This is a genomic window from Nocardia sp. NPDC003482, from assembly GCF_053588115.1.
In genome coordinates this window covers 102444-121906 of the sequence record NZ_JBSFPI010000011.1, presented here as the reverse complement: position 1 = coordinate 121906, position 19463 = coordinate 102444, and the positions used below count along the sequence as shown (strand labels likewise).

The window sequence follows — 19463 nt, the reverse complement described above, 5'->3', positions numbered from 1 at the left end:
CCGGCCCGCCCCGCTCCCCGACGCGCCCGCACCCCCAGCCAACTCGTCCCTAACCCCCACCCCCATACGGCAGCATGAACCAACGACACACCCCCGCAACATCCCTCCCGCAGAATCAACCCCCACCCCCGGAAGGAGACGCCATGCCCCCATTCCGCCAAACCCTCCACGGCGTCACCCACACCTTCCCCTCCCTCGTAGACCTCCTGGCCAAAGCCACCCCCCACCGCAGCGGCGACGAATTGTCGGCCTGCGCCGCCCATTCCGACGCCGAACGCGCCGCCGCCCAATGGGCCCTCGCCGAGGTCCCCCTCGCCCACTTCCTCACCGACCCCGTCGTCCCCTACGAAACCGACGAGATCACCCGCCTCATCCTCGACACCCACGACCCCACCGCCTTCGCCCCCATCGCTCATCTCACCGTCGGCGACCTCCGCGACTGGCTCCTCACCGCCGCCGCGCACGACGACGCCGCCGCCCTCGCGGCCGTCGCCCCCGGCCTCACCCCCGAAATGGCCGCCGCCGTCAGCAAACTCATGCGCAATCAGGATCTCATCGCCGTCGCGCGAGCCATCCACGTGCGCACCGGCTTTCGCACCACCATCGGCCTGCCCGGCACCCTGGCCACCCGACTGCAACCCAATCACCCCACCGACGACCCGCGCGGTATCGCCGCCGCCGTCCTCGACGGCCTGCTGCTCGGCTGCGGCGACGCGGTCATCGGGGTCAACCCGGCCACCGATTCCCCCGCCGTCACCGCCGACCTGCTGCGCCTGCTCGACGAGATCCGGCAGCGCTTCGACATCCCCACCCAGTCCTGCGTCCTCGCCCATGTCACGACCACCCTCGACCTGATCGAGGCCGGGGCCCCGGTCGATCTGGTGTTCCAGTCCATCGCGGGCACCGAGGGCGCCAATTCCGGCTTCGGCGTTGACCTTTCGCTGCTCCGCGAGGCGTGCGACGCGGGCCGCTCGCTGCGCCGCGGCACCGTCGGCGACAACGTCATGTACTTCGAAACCGGCCAGGGCTCGGCCCTGAGCGCGGGCGCGCATCTCGGCACCGACGGCCGCCCGGTCGATCAGCAGACCCTCGAGGCCCGCGCCTACGCCGTCGCCCGCGCCTTCGATCCACTGCTGGTCAACACGGTGGTCGGCTTCATCGGCCCGGAATACCTCTACGACGGCAAACAGATCGTCCGCGCCGGACTCGAGGACCACTTCTGCGGCAAACTGCTCGGCCTCCCCATGGGCGTCGACGTCTGCTACACCAACCACGCCGAGGCCGACTCCGACGATATGGACACCCTGCTGACCCTGCTCGGCGCGGCGGGCGCGGCCTTCGTCATCGCCGTCCCCGGCGCCGACGACGTCATGCTCGGCTACCAGAGCCTGAGCTTCCACGATGCCTTGTATGCTCGAAAGGTGTTGGGGCTCAGACCTGCTCCCGAATTCGCCGCCTGGCTCGACGGCCTCGGCATGCTCGACGCCACGGGCCGCGTCCGCGACATCGAGCCCCTGTCCTCTCCACTACGCGCGCTGACGGGACCGCGATGACCAGGTCGTTCTGGGACGAACTGCGCCGCACCACCCAGGCCCGCATCGGCCTCGGCCGCGCGGGCGACGCCCTGCCCACCGCCCGCGTCCTCGAATTCCGCGCCGCCCACGCCGCCGCCCGCGATGCCGTGCACACGCCTCTGAACATCGACGAATTCATTACGCGCACAACAGAAGTCGGCCTCGGCGCACCGATATGCGTTCGCAGCCGGGCCACCGACAGATCCGAATACCTCCGCCGCCCCGACCTCGGCCGCATACCGGAAAACACTGCCGGACAAGGCTTCTCGCTCCTGACCCGAACCGGAGCCGACATCGGCATCGTCCTCGCCGACGGCCTGTCTCCCCGAGCCCTCCACGACCACGGCATCCCCATGCTCACCGCGCTGAAAGCCGCTCTGCCCCAACACCTCCGGATCGCACCACCGGTGATAGCCACCCAGGCCCGAGTAGCCCTCGGCGACCACATCGGCGCGGCCCTCGGCGTGACTACCGTCCTGGTCCTCATCGGCGAACGCCCCGGCCTCTCGGTCGCAGACAGCCTCGGCATCTACCTCACCCACCACCCGCGCCCCGGCCGCACCGACGCCGAACGCAACTGCGTCTCCAACATCCACCCACCCGAGGGCCTGGCCTACGCGGTCGCCGCCGAAGTGACCGCGGGCCTGGTCGCGGGAGCTCGCCGCCTCGGCCGATCCGGCGTCGAACTGAAGGACACCTACCAGCGCGGCCACTCGAACCTGTTGCCGTAGAACGTATCCCGTCCCCGAAGAAGCTCAGATCAACGGCGGCGGCCTCAGGTCCAACCTCCGCATCACCCGATCGACCAGATCGGGCGGCATCCCGGGTTCGCGGCGCGCCGCCAACGCCTCGCCGCGTCCGGCCTCGAGCACCTCGTTGCTGATGGCCCGCAGGCTCGCGCCGAGGCGCAGCGTCTTCTCGAACGCCTTGCTGTCGGTCTCCTCCGCCTGCTGCGCGGCCTCGGGGTCGGCGCGGGTGAGGCGGCCCTCGAAGCGCTCGCGCAGCCGCTGGTAGACCTCCTCGGGCATATCCTCGCGGCCCGCGATCTCGTCCAGCCGGGCCAGTTCCGCGCGTAGGATGCGGGTCCACAGGCCGCGTTCCATGGTGCGTTCGAGTTCGGTGTCGGCTTGAACGTGGGTGGCCCGCACGACCAGCGGCAGCGTCGGGCCCTGCACCAGCAGCGTGAACAGCACGACCGCGAACGCGATGAACAGCAGGTGGTCGCGGCCCGGGAACTCGGCTCCCGTGTCGGTGGTGAACGGCACGGCCAGCGCCAGCGCGACGGTCACCACCCCGCGCATCCCCGCCCACCAGGTGACCACGGTCTCGCGCCAGGTGTGCGGTTCGTCGGTGTCCCGCCGCCGCCGCAACCGCTGCCCGAGGGGAACCGTGACCAGCAGCCACACCAACCGCAGCAGCACGACCACCGCGATCACCGCCGCGGTGCCGCCCAGCAGATGCGGCCACTCCGGCCCGGTGGCCGCGAGCACGGTGGTGAGCTCCAACCCGATGAGCCCGAAGGCGATCCCGGTGACCAGCAGATCGATCACCTCCCACACCGAATCCCCGACGACGCGGTAGGCGCTGTCGCTGAAATCCGTTGCGGCGTCGACCAGATACAGCGCGCACACCAGCACCGCGAGCACCGCCGACCCGTGCCAGTAGTCGGCCAGCCCGTAGGCGGCGAACGGCAGCAGCAGCCCCAACGCCACCTGCCAACTCGCCTGCTCGAGCCGCTGCATCAACCGGCTCCCCGCCCACCCCAGCACCCCGCCGACCGCGACCGCCACCACCGCCGACACCACGAACTCACCCGCGGTGTGCCACGCCGAGAACCGCCCGGTGACCACGGCCTGCACCGCCACGTTGTAGAGCACGACCGCGGTCACATCGTTGAACAACCCCTCACCCTCGAGCATCGCCACCAACCGCCGCGGCAACCCCAACCGCCCCGCCATCGCGCTCACCGCGACCGGATCCGGCGGCGCGACCACCGCCCCCAACGCGAACGCCACCCCCAACGGCACCCCCGGATACCAGGCATGGAACACCGCCGCCACCGCCGCGGCCGTCGCCACCACCAGCCCCACCGCCCGCCACAGAATCGGCCCCGCGTTCGCCGCGAACTGCTGCCACGACGTCCGCCGCGCCGACGCGTACAGCAACGGCGGCAACACCAACGGCAGAATCAACTCCGGCTCGATGTCCACACTCGGCACCCACGGAATCACCGCCAGCACCAACCCGAACACCGTCATCAACACCGCCGGCGCCAACCCCACCCGCCGCCCGATCGGCTGCGCCAGAATCGTCGCGAACGCCAACACGAACACCAACACCAGCTGCTCCACAACGGCCCAGTCTGGTGCCGTCCCACCCGGATGTCACAACCCCACGCCGCACACCCCGAAACCCGTTGCGCCCCAAACCCTTCCGAAACGCGACGAGCGCCGCCGGACATCCCGGCGGCGCTCGACGTACCCGAAAACCCTAGTCCAGATAATCCCGCAAAACCTGCGACCGACTCGGATGCCGCAACTTGCTCATCGTCTTCGACTCGATCTGCCGGATCCGCTCCCGCGTCACCCCGTACACCTGCCCGATCTCGTCCAGCGTCCGGGGCTGGCCGTCGGTGAGGCCGAAGCGGAGGCGGACCACGCCCGCCTCGCGCTCGGACAGGGTCTCGAGCACCGACTGGAGCTGGTCCTGCAACAGCGTGAAGCTCACCGCGTCGACCGCGACAACCGCCTCGGAGTCCTCGATGAAATCGCCGAGCTGCGAGTCGCCCTCGTCGCCGATGGTCTGGTCGAGGGAGATGGGCTCACGCGCGTACTGCTGGATCTCCAGCACCTTCTCCGGCGTGATGTCCATTTCCTTGGCGAGCTCCTCGGGGGTGGGCTCGCGGCCCAGGTCCTGGAGCAGCTCGCGCTGGATGCGGCCGAGCTTGTTGATGACCTCGACCATGTGCACCGGGATGCGGATGGTGCGGGCCTGGTCGGCCATCGCGCGGGTGATGGCCTGGCGGATCCACCACGTGGCGTAGGTCGAGAACTTGTAGCCCTTGGTGTAGTCGAACTTCTCCACCGCGCGGATCAGACCGAGGTTGCCTTCCTGGATGAGGTCCAGGAACGCCATGCCGCGGCCGGTGTAGCGCTTGGCCAGCGACACGACCAGTCGCAGGTTCGCCTCGAGCAGATGGTTCTTGGCGCGGTTGCCGTCGCGCATGATCCACTGGAGGTCGCGGCGGCTGGCGACGGGCAGCTTCTCGCCCTTTTCGGCGAACTCGCGCAGCTTCTCGGTGGCGTAGAGACCGGCCTCGATGCGCTTGGCGAGTTCGACCTCCTCCTCCGCGTTGAGCAGCGCGACCTTGCCGATCTGCTTGAGGTAGGCGCGCACCGAGTCGGCGGAGGCGGTGAGTTCGGCGTCCTTGCGCGCCTGGCGCAGCGCCTCGGACTCCTCCTCGTCCCAGACGAAGTCGCCGGAGGCCTTGTCCTTCTCGGTGGGCTCGTCGGCCTCTTCCTCGGCCTCGGCCTCGGCTTCCTCCTCGTCCTCGACGGCGACCTCCTCCTCGAGGTCGGCCTCGTCCTCGGGAAGCTCGTCCGCGGCGACATCGATGTCGAGATCGTCGAGATCCAACGACTCGTCTTCGATGGTCTCCTCGGCCTCGCCGCCCTCACCGGCGGGGGAGGTCGCCTTCTTGGCCGCGGTCTTCTTGGCCGGAGCCTTCTTGGCCGCGGCCTTCTTCGCCGGAGCCTTCTTCGCGGCGGCCTTCTTGGCGGGGGCCTTCTTGGCGGCAGCCTTCCGGACCGGTCGAGCTTCGGTGGGGCTTTCTGCGGCTTCGGCGGGGTCGGCCGATTCGGCGGTCTGTCGGGTATTCGTGGCTACCACGTACGCCCTTTCGTGACGGTCTCGTGCGGCGTCACGCCAGAGTGAAACATCCGGCGGAGCGGTTCTGTCGGGGGTAAATCCGGCTCTCGTGCCGGTGTCGGTCCGGCCCTACCGCCGGTCATGTGTTCCATTGTAACGACCGGACCGGAGTGCTCGCGTCTACCTCGCTGGTTAGCCGCGCATTCACCGGATCCGGCGGGGCCGCCGGGCTCAGTGCGCGATCCCGTCCTGCACCGCCATGGCGGCCCCGACGATGCCCGCGGTATTGCGCAGATGCGCCGCGACCACCGGAGTTCGGTTGCCCAGCAACGGAATCCAGTGCTCGGCGTCGCGGCTGATCCCGCCGCCCGCGACGATCACGTCGGGCCACAGCAGATTCTCCAAGGTCACCAGCACCTTGGTGACCTCGGCCGCCCACTGCTTGTAGGACAGCTTTTTTCGCTCCTTCACCGACGAGGCGGCCCGGTGCTCGGCCTCCTTGCCGTTGACCTCGATGTGCCCGAACTCGGTGTTGGGCACCAGCGTGCCGTGATACAGCAGCGCCGAGCCGATGCCGGTCCCGAAGGTCAGCAACATGACCAGACCCCGCGTGTCGCGCGCCGCCCCGAACCGGTCCTCGGCCATCCCCGCGGCGTCGGCGTCGTTGAGCACCACCACCTCGCGCCCGCCGAGCGCGAGCGAGAACAGCTGCCGCGCGTCGGTGTCGATCCAACTCTTATCGATGTTGGCGGCCGTGCGCACGATGCCGTTGACGATCACGCTGGGCATGGTGATGCCGACGGGCCCGTCCCAGCCCGCCTGGGTCACGAGCTTGGCGACGGTCTCGGCGACGGCATTCGGCGTGGAGGGCTGGGGTGTGGCGATCTTGATGCGGTCGTGTGCGAGCTCGCCGGTGGACAGATCCACCTCGGCGCCCTTGACGCCGCTTCCCCCGATGTCGATACCGAAGGCGTGCCCCCGAACGGACATTCCTGACTCCTCGTTCCCTGTGGTGCCGAGCGAAACAAGTGCGCGCGGCACGTTACACGGCATTGTGTGCTGGGCTTGCGCGACGAACGATCTGTGTCGTGCGCGACAAGCCTAATGCGCGCCCGGCGCAATCTGTGCTGCGATGGGGTCGTGCCCGAATCCAACCCGTCGTCCCCGTCCGCCGCCCCCGCCACCGTCCCGGACCTCGACACCCGCGACGAGATCGCCGAATTGCGCAGGGTCGCAATCGATCTCGCGTTGACCGCCGCCGCCCGCGTGCGCGCCCGGCGCCCCGAGGTGTTCGGCGCGGCCCCCTCCGCCGACGCCGTGCAGGCCAAGAGCACTCCCACCGATCCGGTCACCGTCGTCGACACCGAGACCGAGGAACTGATCCGCGGCCTGCTGACCGAACTGCGCCCCGGCGAACGCGTCCTGGGCGAGGAGGGCGGCGGCACCCTCGACGGCGGCGACCGCGAGATCGTCTGGGTGGTCGACCCGATCGACGGCACCGTGAACTTCATGTACGGCATCCCCGCCTACTCGGTCTCGGTCGCGGCCATGCGCGGCGGCCGGTCCCTGGCGGGGGCCGTGGTGGACGTGTCGCGCGCGGTCGTCTACAGCGCGGGCCGCGGCGCCGGCGCCACCCGCACCGACCCGGACGGCCACTCGATCCCGTTGCGCTGCAACGACATCGACAATCCCGGCATGGCCCTGCTGGCGACCGGATTCGGCTACGGCGCCGCGCGGCGCGCCCGGCAGGGCGAACTCGTGGCGCGGGTCTTGCCGAGGGTGCGCGACATCCGCCGGATCGGTTCGGCCGCACTGGATCTGTGCATGGTCGCCGCGGGCCTGGTCGACGCCCACTACGAACACGGCCTCAACACCTGGGACTGGGCCGCGGGCGCCCTGATCGCCGCCGAGGCGGGCGCGCGGCTCGTGCTGCCGCCGCCGGGCTCGGTGAGCAAGTCCGGGGAACTGACCGTGGCCGTCGCCCCCGGCATCGCCGACGAACTTCTCGAACTCTTCGACCGCCTCGGCGTGTCGGAGGCGATCCCGGACTAGCAGTGCCCCTTGCGCGCGGCGTCGAGCAGGCTGGAGTCGATGCCGCCCGAGGGCGCGGGATTCTTCAACGACTTGAGCACCTCCTCGGCGTCGGTGCTCGGATGCACGTCGTTGCCGAACAGCGAGCCCAGCGCGAGATCGACCGTATCGTCGCCGCGCTGGTCCTCGATCAGCTCCGCGCAGGGCGCGAGCAACTGGACCGAGGCCGCCGCGGGCCGCCCGTTGACCCCGAACCGGATCTGCCCGGTGCACTCCAGATCGCCGTTGACGTACACGGGATCGTTGGCGAACACGGGCGCGGGCGGGCTGGCGAACCCGTAGTCGCTGAGCCGCGAGGCGATGTGCTCGGCCAGGCCGCGCTGCCCCGAGGCGTTGTAGATGCGCACCTTGGACTGGGACAGCGGCGCGGGCTGCACATCGTGCAGGCGCGAGGCCGACACCCGCTGGCCGGGCGCGACCTGCTGCTGCGCGGCCTGATCCTGCGCGGGGGAGGGGGAGTTGCACGTCATCGCCGCGTGACTGCGGCCCTCGGTGGTCAGCGCCTTGATCCACACGATCGCGCAGATCAGTGCGAGGATCGCGACCATGGCGACCCAGGGCTGGTAGCGGCGGCGCAGGAACGGCCGACCCTTGTCGTCGACGGTGCTGCCTCGGGTGATCAGTGAAACCACATGCACACCTTACGAGTTCATCGGCCCGGATCGCGCACGCGCACACCGCCGCGCCGGATGTGAAGTCGGTATCGCCCGGATAACGATTCGCTCGCCGAAGGGGCACGGAATGGTCCGGGACGGGTGTTCGGGATGACGATTGCCCCTCGGTTTCGGCTCGGTCGAGTTTTGATTGCGACTTTTGCCCCGCCGTCCGCTATTGTCTGGCGGCCCGATACGAAACACTGGTGTGAGTCAGGGGAGCGATTTCGGGAACAACCAGGGCATGTCCTGCGTTGACCGAGCGCGATCCGGTACGGATTCACAAGATCCGGCCGGTCGGCGAGCGGTGTACACGTGACGTACACCACGGCGGGGCGGTGCTCGCCGAGCCGATTCCAGCCGGGATCGGGGCGGAGGGAGCCGGTCCGGGATATACGGAGTAAGGACGAGGGGAAGACGACATGGCAACCGACTATGACGCACCGCGGCGCAGTGAATCCGACGACGTGTCGGAGGACTCGCTGGAGGAGCTGAAGGCTCGTCGCAACGAGGCCGCGTCCGCCGTCGTGGATATCGACGAATCCGATACCGCGGAGTCGTTCGAGCTCCCCGGCGCGGATCTGTCCGAGGAGGTGCTCTCGGTCCGGGTCATCCCGAAGCAGGCCGACGAGTTCACCTGCTCGAGCTGTTTCCTGGTTCATCACCGCAGCAGGCTCGCCAGCGAAGCAGGCGGCCAGCTCATCTGCATGGACTGCGCGGCCTGACGGCGACAGCGGATCCCCTGGACCCGCGGCTTTTCGAATAACGGGTTAACGTCCCGCGCTCGGCACGCCGAGCGCGGCCAAGACCCGCTCGGGCCTGCGCGTGCTGATCAACCAGTACGGCGTGGGGTCGTCCGGGTCGTCCAGAACCAGCAACACCATCGGCCCGATCCACGGCCGATGCTGCACGTACGCGGCCGGGTCGAGCTGGCGGCCCAGGGCCGCGCTCTTCGCGCTGGCCGGTACGGACGTGCCGCGGGCCACATACGTTACCGCCAAATGCGCTCGGTCGGCACGCAATTCGAGGGTTCCCGCCGCGTCGCGGCGCACCTCGACCCGATGGCGGCTCAGCCACACCAACGCCCACACCGGGACCGGCAGCAGCAACACGTACGGCAACCACGCCCGCACCCCGGGCGCGCCCATGTGGATCTCGGCCGCGAGCAGTCCGGTGATGGCCAGGCCCACGGGCCACCACCACAGCGGCACCCAGAGGCGCTCGGCGTAGACGGGGGCGGTGGTTTCGTCGGGCTGCATGCTCACCTGGTGGGACGGGTCGGACACGACATCAGACTAGGTCAGTGCTCATGACGGCGACCGCGTAGGCTCGCTTTACGTGACCGGTATTCCACCCATACCCCTGCTGCGGCTCGATCCCGGTATCCCCGTGCCCACGCGCGCCCATCCCGGCGACGCCGGCGTCGATCTGTGCACCACCGAGGACGTCATCCTGGAACCGGGGGAGCGGGTCCTCGTGGGCACCGGTGTCGCCGTGGCACTTCCGATCGGCACGGTCGGGCTGATCCATCCGCGCTCGGGCCTGGCGGCCAAGACCGGCCTGTCGATCGTGAACACGCCGGGCACGGTCGACGCCGGATACCGCGGTGAGATCAAGGTGTGCCTGATCAATCACGATCCGCGCAGCCCGATCACGTTGCGGCGTGGGGATCGGATCGCGCAGTTGCTGGTGCAGCGGGTGGAACTGGTCGAGTTCACGGAGGTCGACCGGCTCGACGAAACCGCGCGCGGCGCGGGCGGTTACGGGTCCAGCGGTGGACACGCCAGCCTGGCCGCGGCGTCGGGAGCGGGTCCGGTCGGCAAGGAGGCATGACGATGTTCGGACGGAAGAAGCGTTCGAGAGACGACGATCGCGGGCATTTCGACGAGTACGCCTACGACGACGACTACGAATACGACGAGGCGGCCTACGACGAGGTCACCTACGACGAGTCCGCGCCCGAGGAGACGGCGGCCTACGCCGAGCCCGAGTACGAAACCCCCAGGGCCCGAGCGGTTTTCGAGCGCGACCCGGTCGAGGACGAGGGCCCGCGCTCGGGCCCCTACGACTACGAGGACGTCGCCGACCTGCTCGACGACGTCGCCGAGCAGCGCCTGGACCTGGGTTCGGTGATCCTGCCGGTCCCCGAGGGCGGTCAGCTCCAGGTCGAGATGACCCCCGACGGCACCCCCCAGGCGGTCCACCTCGCGACCCCGCACGGCCGCCTCACCGTCGCCGCCTACGCCGCCCCCAAGTCCCCGGGCCAATGGCGTTCCGTCGCAGCCGATCTCGCCGAATCCCTGCGCGCCGACGGCGCCCAGGTCTCGATCCAGACCGGCCCCTGGGGCCGCGAGCTGCACGCGGTCACCGAGGGCGCCGACCTCCGCTTCATCGGGGTCGACGGCTATCGCTGGATGGTCCGTCTCGTGGCGGCGGGTCCGACCGGCGCCGCCGACGAGGGCGGCCCCCTGGTCACCGCCGCCCGCGCGATCCTCGCCGAGACCATCGTCCGCCGCGGCGACGAACCCCTCCCCGTCCGCGAGCCGCTGCCCGTGGTCCTGCCCCAGGAGCTGGCCGAACAGCTCATCGCCGCCCACCAGCAGCAGCTGGCGGCCCAACAGGAGGCCCTGGCCGCCCAGGCCGCCGCGGCCCAGGCCCACGCCACCGGCCAGTTCCCCGCCGTTCCCCCCGAACAGCAGGGTCCCCGGCGCGGCGTCGAGGGTTCGGCGATGCAGCAGCTACGCCGGAACTGAGCGATCGGCCTCGTCGAAGGCTCGGGCCACGGCGAGGCTGTCCTCGTACACGTGATAGCGGGTGACCAGCCCGTCGGTCACGGTCAGGTGCAGGGCGAACCGCGCCCGATAGGCCCGCCCGGTGGGGCGGGCCGTCTGCCGGATCTCGCCCAGCACCACCGCGTCCTGCCCGTCCACGAGCACCCGCTCCACCACGGTTCCCGCCCGCTCGGGCACGTGATGCGCGCCGATCTGGAGGAAATGCTCGGCCGCGTCCGCCGGGGTGACCCGCCGCCGGATCCACGGCGTCGCCGCCCGCCCCAACTCGCTGTCCGGCCAGTTCAGCCGCCAATCACACACCGGCGCAAACAGTTTCGCGATCCCGTCGGCGTCCCCGGCGCCCATGCGCCGCAACAGCTCCTCGACGACGGCCCTCGTGCTCTCGCTCATACCGGCGAGCCTGCCCGTCCGCCGGCCGCGTGTCGATTACCCGACGGGTAATCTCACCGCTGCGCCGCGTGCCGGGGCAGCAGATGGTGCAACCCGTGCGCCCCGAGAATCGCCGGATCCGCCCCCAACGCGTCCAACGTGATCCGCGTCAACTCGGCGTGCGGAATCAGGGTCGTCCACTCCTCGCCGACGTGCCACGGATGCACCGGATCGTCCACGGCCGACACCACCGACGTCGGAACCGCAAGGGACGCAAGCGTTTCCGGCGTCGGCCACGGATAGGAGGCCGCCTCGTCCAGCGCGTCGGGCAGATGCGGCCACTGCGCGGTCCACGATCGGGTCAGCGCCTCGGCCAGCCACCGCGGGCTGTCGGCCCGCATCCGCTCGAGCACGGCGTCGAGCCCGTCGGCCCGCAACGCCGCCGCCGTGGCCGCCGCGCTCAGCGCCGCCGGGCAGTCCCGGGCGTCCGATCCGGTCCACGCGGGCAACGCCGCTATGACTCCGAACACGCTGTCCGGATGCGCCGCCGCCCACTCGACCGCGATCGCCGCGCCCAGCGAGATCCCGGCCGCCAGCACCGCCCCCGAACGCGCCGCGGTGTCCAGCGCCGCGCGACAGCTCTCCACCACCGCCCGCGGATCCGGTTCGACCGCGAGGAACGGCAAATCGACTGCCGCACAAGCGGGTCCGAAGGCGCGACGCGCGAAATCGGCGTCCGAGCCGGTGCCGGGCAGGGCGACGACGAGCGCGGGGCGGGGTGACTCTGGCACGCGCCGAAGCCTACGCGGCGAGCCCTCGGGTTCGGGGGAGGCGGGCGTGGGTAATCACCTGGGGTGCCGTCCGCCGGACGCACGGTTCCGGGCCGCGTGGCGTGCCCCCGGAGCCCCATCTACAGTTGGCGGTATGCCAGGCCAATCGGCTGGTCGAGTGGGAAACCCGACGACGTGCGACCCACGCCGTCAGCAGTGCAGGAAGTGTTGCGAAAATGCCTTTCACGGGCAGGAACAAGGCGGGATCCGGTACCGCTGAGAGCAAGTCCGGCCCCGACAGCGGATATTTCCGCCGCTTGGGCCGCCGATTGACCGCGGATTTGGACCGGCTCGACGCCGAGGAACTGGCCGAGACGTCCGAGGCGTCGGGCGCGTGTCAGGCCTCGGAGTGCCGACGCGGCGAGGAGGTCACCATGTTGGGCCGCCTCCGCAGCGTGGACACCAGCCCGACCGGTTCCACCGGCGGCCTGGAGGCCGAGTTCTTCGACGGCACCGACGCCATCGCCCTGGTGTGGATCGGTCGGCGGCGCATCCCGGGGATCGAGCCGGGACGCCGTATCCTGGTCCGCGGCCGCATCGGCGAACGCGACGGGGCCAAGGTCATGTTCAACCCCTACTACGAACTCCGCGAGAACGCTTGACACCTATGCCGATACCCAGCCAGGACTCCGGCGACCACCGCTCCCCGGACGATCAGCCCACCGCCGTGCTGCCGGTCGTGCAGCCCGACGACCTCGAGGCCGAACGCGCGGAGGCGGCGGAACAGACCCTGCTGGAACAGCTGGGCGGCATCAGCGGCCTGATCTATTCGACCCTGCCGGTCGTGGTGTTCGTCCCCGCCAACGCGCTGTGGGGCCTCACCGCGGCCATCTGGTCGGCGCTGGGCGTGGCGGCCGCGATCCTGGTGTGGCGCTTGGTCCGTCGCGACCCCATCCAGCCCGCGATCTCCGGCTTCCTCGGCGTCGGGGTGTGCGCGTTCATCGCGTATCGGATGGGCGCGGCCAAGGGCTTCTTCCTGTTCGGCATCTGGGCGAGCCTGCTCTACGGCGGCGTGTTCCTGGCCTCGCTGATCGTGCGCTGGCCCCTGGCCGGGGTCATCTGGGGCGTGCTCAACGGCCACGGCCACGACTGGCGTTCGGACCGTCGCGCGATGCGCCTCTACGACATCGCCACCGCCGTGTGGGTGGTCGTCTTCGGTGCCCGCTACCTGGTCCAGCACCACCTCTACGACGCCGACTCCACGGGCCTGCTGGCCGTCGCCCGCATCGCCATGGGCTGGCCGCTGACGGCCGTCGCGTTGCTCATCACGGTCTGGGCCGTGCGCAAGGCGGGCCATCTGCCCGTCGCGCGCGCGTGAACGCGCCCGCCCGTCCTCTCGTAGAGCTTCTTGTAGCCGGACTCTTCTAGCCGCCGCGGCGGTATCCACCCCGCGACAATCGCCCACAGGGTGGTGATCGGCCGCCGGGAGGTGGGGGTGAACCCACCCCTGGGGTGCCTATTGAGCGGGCCCGGAAAATCGCACGATTTCTATACACCGAGATCGTGCGAAAGGAATCCCAGTGGCTACCGAGAACACCACCGCGACGCAGGACCGACCGAAGGGTCGCGGCACCCGGCCCGAGCGCCCGGGCGCGGCGAACTCGGAGAGCCGCAAGGCCGCCGCCGAGCTCGACCGCCTGATCGGCCCGGCCGCCGCCGGTGACCGTCAGTCCGTCACCGAGATCATCAAGATCATCCACCCGCTGGTCCGCCGCTACTGCGCGGCCCGCATCGGCAGCGGCTCGCACCTGCACGTCACCGCCGACGACATCGCGCAGGAGATCTGCATCGCGACCGTCCAGGCCATCCCGCGCTACCGCGATCAGGGCAAGTCGTTCCTGGCCTTCGTCTACGGCATCTCCGCCAACAAGGTCGCCGACGCCTTCCGCCGCGCCCAGTCCCACCCCGCCTACCCGGTCGCCGAGTTCCCCGACGAGGCGTGCACCGCCGCGGGCCCCGAGGAGATGGCCCTCATCTCCGAGCGCCGCCGCGCCACCCGCGACCTCATGCAGATCCTGGCCCCCGCCCACCGCGAGGTCCTGGTCATGCGAATCGTGTTGGGCTGGACCGCCGCTCAGACCGCCGAGGCCATCGGCACCAGCCCCGGCGTCGTCCGCGTCATGCAGCACCGCGCCCTGAACAAGCTCCGCGCCCAGCTCACCGCCGCCGCCTGACCCGAGCGAGTTCCATTGACCATCAACGTGATCGGGGTGAACAGCCCACCCGCACCCGGAGTCGACCGGGCTCGATGGGGCGCTACCGCTCGGAGCCGATCCGTTGACTGTCGACGCAATCGGGGTGGGCAGGACGCTCCCGTCCGACCCGGCCTCCTACTCGGAGCCGGATCCGTTGACCCCCAACGCTTTTCGCAACTCGTCCTCGGCCTCCACCGAGGTCACGAACAACAGCTCGTCGTCGCCCTCGAGCGGGTCGTCGGGCTGGGGGACGATCACCCGCCCGCCGCGCAGGATCGTCACCAGCGCCACATCGCGCGGCAGCGCCAATGTGCGCACGGCGCGCCCGGCCAGCGGCGTATCCACCGGCAGCGTGATCTCGACCAGATTCGCCTGACCCTGCCGCAGCGTCATCAGCCGCACCAGATCCCCGACGGACACGGCCTCCTCGGCCAGTGAGGCCAGCAGCCGCGGCGTGGACACCGCCACGTCCACGCCCCACGATTCGTCGAACAGCCACTCGTTGCGCGGATCGTTGACCCGCGACACCACCCGCCGGACCCCGAACTCGGTCTTGGCCAACAGGCTGAACACGAGATTCGCCTTGTCGTCGCCGGTCGCGGCGATGACCACCTCGTAGTCCTGCAACCCCGCCTCCTCGAGCAACTCGAGCTCGCAGGCGTCCCCGTGCACCCAGGTCGCGGCGGGCGCCACGGCCGGATCGATGTGATCGAGGCGGCGTTCGAGCAGGGTCACATGATGACCCCCGCGCACCAGTTCCTGTGCGATGGAACGCCCGACCGCGCCCGCTCCGGCGATCGCTACTTTCACGACTGGTCCTCGCTCGAAGGTGCGGTGGCGGCGAGCGCGACGGCCTCGCCGAGGGAACCGGGAATGGCGGCCACGTACACGATGTCGTCGGCCTGCAAGACCGTCTTGGCCCCGGGCAGCACGCCCTGCCCGAACCGGATGAGGAACGCCACCCGCACCCGGGTGGCCTCCTCGAGATCGCGCACGGTCCGGCCGAACCAGTCCTCGTGCAACGCGAGTTCGGTGACCGCGACCGACCCCGTGGGGTCACGCCAGCTCGTGGTGACCTGATCGCCGGTGATCGCCCGCAGGAACCGGTCGGTCGTCCACGGCACGGTCGCGATGGTCGGAATGCCCAGCCGCTCGTAGACCGCCGCCCGCTTGGCGTCGTAGATCCGCGCGACCACCCGCTCCACTCCGAACGTCTCGCGCGCGACCCGCGCGGCGATGATGTTGGAGTTGTCGCCCGAGGACACCGCCGCGAACGCGCCCGCCCGCTCGACCCCCGCCCGCGCCAACACGTTCCGATCGAAGCCCACCCCGGTCACCCGCTCACCGGGAAAATCCTTGCCCAGCCGCAGAAACGCGCTCGGATCGCGGTCGATCACGGCGACGTCGTGCCCGACCCGGATCAGGGCACGGGCGAGCGAGGACCCCACGCGGCCACACCCCATGATCACTACGTACAACGTGCCATCCCCAATTCGAAACCGTGGTGTGCGGTCTGCTTCATTGTCGGCGCAACCGTACCCGCTGATGATCCTTGCAGCCACGTTCCCCCTCGGCGACCGCTCGAAACACCCTGGCCCACCGCTGTGTCGCGGGGGGAGTGACCTTATGCTGGGCCGGGTGTCCAAGTTGACGACGGCCGTCAAGCGCATGGTGGTCGGCCGCCCCTTCCGCAGTGATTCATTGGGACATACCCTGCTGCCCAAGCGGATCGCGCTGCCCGTGTTCGCCTCCGACGCCCTGTCGTCGGTGGCCTACGCGCCCGAGGAGATCTTTCTGGTCCTCTCGGCCGCGGGTCTGTCGGCGTATGTCTACGCCCCTTGGGTCGGATTGGCGGTCGCGGCCGTCATGGCCGTGGTCGTCGCCTCCTACCGGCAGAATGTCCACGCCTATCCCTCCGGCGGCGGTGACTTCGAGGTCGCCACGGTCAATCTCGGGCCCACGGCCGGGCTGACCGTCGGCAGCGCGCTGCTGGTGGACTACGTGCTCACCGTCGCGGTGTCGATCTCGTCGGCCGCCTCGAACATCGGTTCGGCGGTGCCGTTCGTGTCGACGCACAAGGTGTTGTTCGCCGTGGTGGCCATCGCGGTGCTGGCCGCGATCAACCTCCGGGGCGTGCGCGAGTCGGGTACGGCCTTCGCGATCCCGACCTACGCGTTCATGATCGGCGTGATCGTGATGCTGGGCTGGGGCCTGTTCCGGGTCGAGGTGCTCGGTGACACCGTGCACGCCGAGTCCTACGGATTGCAGCTGCACGGGGAGGAGTCGCATCTGTACGGGATGGCGTTCGTCTTCCTCATCGCCCGCTCGTTCTCCTCGGGCTGTGCGGCGCTGACCGGTGTGGAGGCGATCAGCAACGGCGTGCCCGCCTTCCGCAAACCCAAATCGCGCAATGCCGCGACGACGCTGCTGCTGCTCGGCATCATCGCGGTGACGCTGCTGCTGGGCATCATCACCCTCGCCCGCCGGATCGGCGTGGTCTACGCGCACGACACGAGCGATCTGGTCGGCGCGCCCGCGGGCTACGAGCAGAAGACGCTCATCGCGCAGTTGGCCAAGGCGGTCTTCGACGGCTTCCCGGCCGGGTTCTACTTCATCACCGTCGTCACCGCGCTGATCCTGGTGCTGGCGGCCAATACCGCGTTCAACGGCTTCCCGGTGCTGGGGTCGATCCTCGCGCAGAACCGATACCTGCCGCGCCAGTTGCACACTCGCGGCGATCGGCTCGCCTTCTCCAACGGCATCCTGTTCCTGTCGGGCGCGGCGATCGCGTTCGTGGTGCTGTTCGGCGCGGAGGTGACCCGGCTGATCCAGCTCTACATCGTCGGCGTGTTCGTCTCGTTCGTGCTGAGCCAGACCGGCATGCTGCGGCACTGGACCCGCCTGTTGCGCACCGAGACCGATCCGGCGACGCGGCGGCACATGATGCGTTCGCGCGTGATCAACGCCATCGGCCTGACCATGACGGGCGCGGTGTTGATCATCGTGCTGATCACCAAGTTCCTGGCGGGCGCGTGGATCGCGATCGTGACGATGGCCGCGATCTTCGTGCTGATGAAGATGATTCACCGCCACTACGACACGGTCGCCCGCGAACTCGAGGCCCAGTCCGAGGCCGATGTGGTGCTGCCCAGCCGCACCCATTCCATCGTGCTGGTCTCCAAACTGCATCTGCCCACCCGCCGCGCGATCGCCTTCGCCCGCGCCACCCGCCCCGACACCCTCGAGGCGGTCACGGTCAACGTGGACGAGTCCGATACCCGCCAGCTCGTGCGCGAATGGGAGAAGAGCGGAATCCCCGTGCCGCTCAAGGTCGTCGAGTCGCCGTACCGCGAAATCACCAAGCCCGTCGTGGATTACGTCAAACGCGTCCGCCGCAATTCCCCCCGCGACGTGGTGACGGTCTTCATCCCCGAATACGTGGTGGGCCATTGGTGGGAACAGCTGCTGCACAACCAGAGTGCTCTCCGCCTGAAGGGCCGCCTACTGTTCGAACCCGGCGTCATGGTCACGAGCGTCCCGTGGCAACTCAACTCCTCCGACCGCGCGCGCCGCGAGGACGGGAACGCGCCGGGCGCGGTGCGCCGCGGGTATGAGGGCCGGGTGGGACAGCCGTGATCCCCTTCCGCGTCGCGCGCGCCACCCCTGACGGCGGGCGCCCGTGATGGCCGAAAACGGTTGGGCGGGAACGCTTCTCGAGCTTCGCCTCGGCCCTCCCGGCCACGGCGGCTTCTGCGTCGCCCGCCACGAGGGCCGCGTGGTCTTCGTCCGCCACGGCCTCCCCGGCGAACTGGTCCGGGCCCGGGTGACCGAGGATCGCGGCGGCTCGTTCTGCCGCGCCGAGGCCGTCGAGATCCTCGAGGCGTCCCCCGACCGCGTCGAGCCGACCTGCCCGGTCTCGGGCCCCGGGGGAGCGGGCTGCTGTGACTTCTCCTTCGCCACGCCCGAGGCGCAGCGCGCGCTGAAGGCCACCGTCGTCGCCGAGCAATTGCGCCGGGTCGCGGGTTGGGAGACCGAGGTTGTCGTCGAACCGATAAGCGCCGCAACCAGATCCGAATGGAAGGCGGGCGTGGCCGTCGGCGCCGCCGCCTCCCGCAGCGCCCGACTCCCCGTGGCCGAACACACCACGGGCTGGCGCACCAGAATCCGCCTCACCGTCGACGCCGACGGCCGCGCCGGAGTCCACCGCTACCGCGGCACCGAGGTCATCCCCGATCTCCGCTGCCCCCAACCCGTTCCGGGCGCCCTCACCGGCATCGCCGAAAGCCGCTGGACCCCGCACGCCGAACTCGTCATCGCCGTCGACAGCGAAAACCACCGCCACATAGTCGAATTGGCCCCGCCGCACACCCCCCGCCGCCCCGGCGGCGACCGCCGCACCACCACCGCCCGCCGCGCCGCCACCCACGCCCCCCGCCGCGAACGCCTCATCGAAGGCACCGGCCGCGCGATCCAATATGTGGCAGGCCGCCGCTGGGAAGTCTCCGCCACCGCCTTCTGGCAACCCCATCGCGAAGCCCCCCAATGCTATTCGGACGTAGTAGCCACCTGGTCCGAAGCCACCCCCGGCGCCCACACCTGGGACCTCTACAGCGGCGCGGGCATCTTCGCCGCCCGCCTCGCCACCCAGGTAGGCCCCACCGGCACAGTCGAGGCCATCGAATCCTCCCGCCCCGCAGTCCAAGACGGCACCCTCTCCCTCCAAGACCTCCCCCAAATCCACCTCCAAGCCACCCGAGTAGAACACTGGCTCACCCACCAATCCACCACCCCCGAGGTAGTAGTCCTAGACCCACCCCGAGCAGGCGCCACCAAACACGTAATCACCCCCCTGACATCAGCCCACCCCACCCGCATAATCCACATAGGCTGCGACCCAGCCTCTTTCGCCCGAGACCTCTCCCTCTACCGCGCCGCCGGCTACACCCCCACCCACCTCCGAGCCTTCGACGCCTTCCCCGCCACCCACCACATAGAATGCCTAGCCCTCCTCGAACCCACCTGACCCAGGTACACAATCCCCAGGTGCACGAACCCAGCCGCACCCTTTATTCGGATCCGCACCCCTTATATA

The 19463-nt window shown here is 70.0% G+C and carries 19 protein-coding genes and 1 pseudogene; 11 read left to right on the top strand and 9 right to left on the bottom strand.

Annotated elements, in window-relative coordinates; genetic code table 11:
* The first annotated feature begins 143 nt into the window (after window positions 1-143).
* Both ACWDSJ_RS19085 and eutC read left to right on the top strand, forming a co-directional pair.
* Window positions 144-1553 carry an ethanolamine ammonia-lyase subunit EutB gene (locus ACWDSJ_RS19085; protein ID WP_450033378.1) on the top strand — a complete coding sequence of 470 codons (1410 nt, stop codon included), beginning with the start codon at window positions 144-146 and terminating at the stop codon, window positions 1551-1553.
* Window positions 1550-2305 (top strand): ethanolamine ammonia-lyase subunit EutC, encoded by a 756-nt coding sequence (gene eutC, locus ACWDSJ_RS19080; protein ID WP_450033377.1) that lies wholly within the window; start codon window positions 1550-1552, stop codon window positions 2303-2305. Before ACWDSJ_RS19085 ends, eutC begins: the two co-directional genes overlap by 4 nt.
* A gap of 24 nt (window positions 2306-2329) precedes the next feature.
* Here eutC and ACWDSJ_RS19075 read toward each other — a convergent pair whose 3' ends face one another.
* The 3 genes and pseudogenes from ACWDSJ_RS19075 to ppgK form a co-directional block, all read right to left on the bottom strand.
* Window positions 2330-3925 (bottom strand): Na+/H+ antiporter, encoded by a 1596-nt coding sequence (locus tag ACWDSJ_RS19075; RefSeq protein WP_387356554.1) that lies wholly within the window; start codon window positions 3923-3925, stop codon window positions 2330-2332.
* A 139-nt stretch (window positions 3926-4064) separates the two neighbouring features.
* Window positions 4065-5546: pseudogene (locus tag ACWDSJ_RS19070) on the bottom strand (RNA polymerase sigma factor); the annotation flags it as partial.
* Window positions 5547-5672: 126 nt separating this feature from the next.
* Window positions 5673-6431 carry a polyphosphate--glucose phosphotransferase gene (gene ppgK / locus ACWDSJ_RS19065; protein WP_387356557.1) on the bottom strand — a complete coding sequence of 253 codons (759 nt, stop codon included), beginning with the start codon at window positions 6429-6431 and terminating at the stop codon, window positions 5673-5675.
* Between the two features lie 114 nt (window positions 6432-6545).
* On the opposite strand from ppgK, the gene ACWDSJ_RS19060 reads away from it, so the two are divergent.
* Window positions 6546-7493: an inositol monophosphatase family protein gene (locus ACWDSJ_RS19060; protein ID WP_450033376.1), complete on the top strand. Its 948-nt coding sequence runs from the start codon at window positions 6546-6548 to the stop codon at window positions 7491-7493.
* Here ACWDSJ_RS19060 and cei read toward each other — a convergent pair.
* Window positions 7490-8164 (bottom strand): envelope integrity protein Cei, encoded by a 675-nt coding sequence (gene cei, locus ACWDSJ_RS19055; protein ID WP_450033375.1) that lies wholly within the window; start codon window positions 8162-8164, stop codon window positions 7490-7492. The two genes, ACWDSJ_RS19060 and cei, sit on opposite strands and share 4 nt — an antisense overlap.
* 443 nt (window positions 8165-8607) lie before the next feature.
* On the opposite strand from cei, the gene ACWDSJ_RS19050 reads away from it, so the two are divergent.
* Window positions 8608-8910 (top strand): DUF4193 domain-containing protein, encoded by a 303-nt coding sequence (locus tag ACWDSJ_RS19050; protein ID WP_120739486.1) that lies wholly within the window; start codon window positions 8608-8610, stop codon window positions 8908-8910.
* 45 nt (window positions 8911-8955) lie between these two features.
* Here the strand turns inward: ACWDSJ_RS19050 and ACWDSJ_RS19045 are convergent, their stop codons facing one another.
* On the bottom strand, window positions 8956-9444 hold the full coding sequence (locus ACWDSJ_RS19045) for a DUF3093 domain-containing protein (protein ID WP_387357018.1): 489 nt from the start codon (window positions 9442-9444) through the stop codon (window positions 8956-8958).
* A gap of 79 nt (window positions 9445-9523) precedes the next feature.
* Here ACWDSJ_RS19045 and dut point away from each other — a divergent pair, with 79 nt between their 5' ends.
* Both dut and ACWDSJ_RS19035 read left to right on the top strand, forming a co-directional pair.
* A complete protein-coding gene (dut, locus tag ACWDSJ_RS19040; RefSeq protein ID WP_387356564.1) occupies window positions 9524-10018 on the top strand; it encodes a dUTP diphosphatase in 495 nt (164 codons plus the stop codon).
* Between the two features lie 2 nt (window positions 10019-10020).
* Window positions 10021-10938 carry a DUF3710 domain-containing protein gene (locus ACWDSJ_RS19035; RefSeq protein ID WP_450033499.1) on the top strand — a complete coding sequence of 306 codons (918 nt, stop codon included), beginning with the start codon at window positions 10021-10023 and terminating at the stop codon, window positions 10936-10938.
* On the opposite strand, the gene ACWDSJ_RS19030 is transcribed toward ACWDSJ_RS19035, so the two are convergent.
* Both ACWDSJ_RS19030 and ACWDSJ_RS19025 read right to left on the bottom strand, forming a co-directional pair.
* Window positions 10924-11367 (bottom strand): nuclear transport factor 2 family protein, encoded by a 444-nt coding sequence (locus ACWDSJ_RS19030; RefSeq protein ID WP_450033374.1) that lies wholly within the window; start codon window positions 11365-11367, stop codon window positions 10924-10926. The two genes, ACWDSJ_RS19035 and ACWDSJ_RS19030, sit on opposite strands and share 15 nt — an antisense overlap.
* Before the next feature lie 53 nt (window positions 11368-11420).
* Entirely contained in the window at window positions 11421-12137 is a 717-nt protein-coding gene (locus ACWDSJ_RS19025) for an alpha/beta hydrolase (RefSeq protein ID WP_450033373.1), read from the bottom strand.
* A 215-nt stretch (window positions 12138-12352) separates the two neighbouring features.
* Between ACWDSJ_RS19025 and ACWDSJ_RS19020 the strand changes: the two genes are divergently transcribed.
* The 3 genes from ACWDSJ_RS19020 to ACWDSJ_RS19010 all read left to right on the top strand — a co-directional run bounded on the left by ACWDSJ_RS19020 (window position 12353) and on the right by ACWDSJ_RS19010 (window position 14350).
* Window positions 12353-12778 (top strand): OB-fold nucleic acid binding domain-containing protein, encoded by a 426-nt coding sequence (locus ACWDSJ_RS19020; RefSeq protein WP_387356569.1) that lies wholly within the window; start codon window positions 12353-12355, stop codon window positions 12776-12778.
* A gap of 5 nt (window positions 12779-12783) precedes the next feature.
* Window positions 12784-13494 carry a DUF3159 domain-containing protein gene (locus ACWDSJ_RS19015; RefSeq protein WP_450033372.1) on the top strand — a complete coding sequence of 237 codons (711 nt, stop codon included), beginning with the start codon at window positions 12784-12786 and terminating at the stop codon, window positions 13492-13494.
* 202 nt (window positions 13495-13696) lie between these two features.
* The gene (locus tag ACWDSJ_RS19010) at window positions 13697-14350 is read left to right on the top strand and encodes a sigma-70 family RNA polymerase sigma factor (RefSeq protein ID WP_387356572.1); all 654 of its coding nucleotides are present in this window, start codon (window positions 13697-13699) and stop codon (window positions 14348-14350) included.
* A 156-nt stretch (window positions 14351-14506) separates the two neighbouring features.
* Here the strand turns inward: ACWDSJ_RS19010 and ACWDSJ_RS19005 are convergent, their stop codons facing one another.
* Window positions 14507-15181 (bottom strand): potassium channel family protein, encoded by a 675-nt coding sequence (locus ACWDSJ_RS19005; protein WP_450033371.1) that lies wholly within the window; start codon window positions 15179-15181, stop codon window positions 14507-14509.
* Window positions 15178-15849 carry a potassium channel family protein gene (locus tag ACWDSJ_RS19000; RefSeq protein ID WP_450033370.1) on the bottom strand — a complete coding sequence of 224 codons (672 nt, stop codon included), beginning with the start codon at window positions 15847-15849 and terminating at the stop codon, window positions 15178-15180. The genes ACWDSJ_RS19005 and ACWDSJ_RS19000 overlap by 4 nt, the downstream gene beginning before the upstream one ends.
* A gap of 160 nt (window positions 15850-16009) precedes the next feature.
* On the opposite strand from ACWDSJ_RS19000, the gene ACWDSJ_RS18995 reads away from it, so the two are divergent.
* Together ACWDSJ_RS18995 and ACWDSJ_RS18990 are read left to right on the top strand one after the other, a co-directional pair.
* A complete protein-coding gene (locus tag ACWDSJ_RS18995) occupies window positions 16010-18007 on the top strand; it encodes an APC family permease (RefSeq protein WP_450033369.1) in 1998 nt (665 codons plus the stop codon).
* 46 nt (window positions 18008-18053) lie between these two features.
* A complete protein-coding gene (locus ACWDSJ_RS18990) occupies window positions 18054-19394 on the top strand; it encodes a class I SAM-dependent RNA methyltransferase (protein ID WP_450033368.1) in 1341 nt (446 codons plus the stop codon).
* The last annotated feature ends 69 nt before the right edge of the window (window positions 19395-19463 follow it).

Coding starts and splice junctions, on each gene's coding strand:
- ACWDSJ_RS19050 (WP_120739486.1), top strand. CDS start 8,608: ATGGCAACCGACTATGACGCACCGCGGCGCAGTGAATCCGACGACGTG.
- ACWDSJ_RS19020 (WP_387356569.1), top strand. CDS start 12,353: ATGCCTTTCACGGGCAGGAACAAGGCGGGATCCGGTACCGCTGAGAGC.
- ACWDSJ_RS19015 (WP_450033372.1), top strand. CDS start 12,784: ATGCCGATACCCAGCCAGGACTCCGGCGACCACCGCTCCCCGGACGAT.
- ACWDSJ_RS19035 (WP_450033499.1), top strand. CDS start 10,021: ATGTTCGGACGGAAGAAGCGTTCGAGAGACGACGATCGCGGGCATTTC.
- ppgK (WP_387356557.1), bottom strand. CDS start 6,431: ATGTCCGTTCGGGGGCACGCCTTCGGTATCGACATCGGGGGAAGCGGC.
- ACWDSJ_RS19060 (WP_450033376.1), top strand. CDS start 6,546: ATGCGCGCCCGGCGCAATCTGTGCTGCGATGGGGTCGTGCCCGAATCC.
- ACWDSJ_RS19085 (WP_450033378.1), top strand. CDS start 144: ATGCCCCCATTCCGCCAAACCCTCCACGGCGTCACCCACACCTTCCCC.
- ACWDSJ_RS19030 (WP_450033374.1), bottom strand. CDS start 11,367: ATGAGCGAGAGCACGAGGGCCGTCGTCGAGGAGCTGTTGCGGCGCATG.
- eutC (WP_450033377.1), top strand. CDS start 1,550: ATGACCAGGTCGTTCTGGGACGAACTGCGCCGCACCACCCAGGCCCGC.
- ACWDSJ_RS19045 (WP_387357018.1), bottom strand. CDS start 9,444: ATGCAGCCCGACGAAACCACCGCCCCCGTCTACGCCGAGCGCCTCTGG.
- ACWDSJ_RS18990 (WP_450033368.1), top strand. CDS start 18,054: ATGGCCGAAAACGGTTGGGCGGGAACGCTTCTCGAGCTTCGCCTCGGC.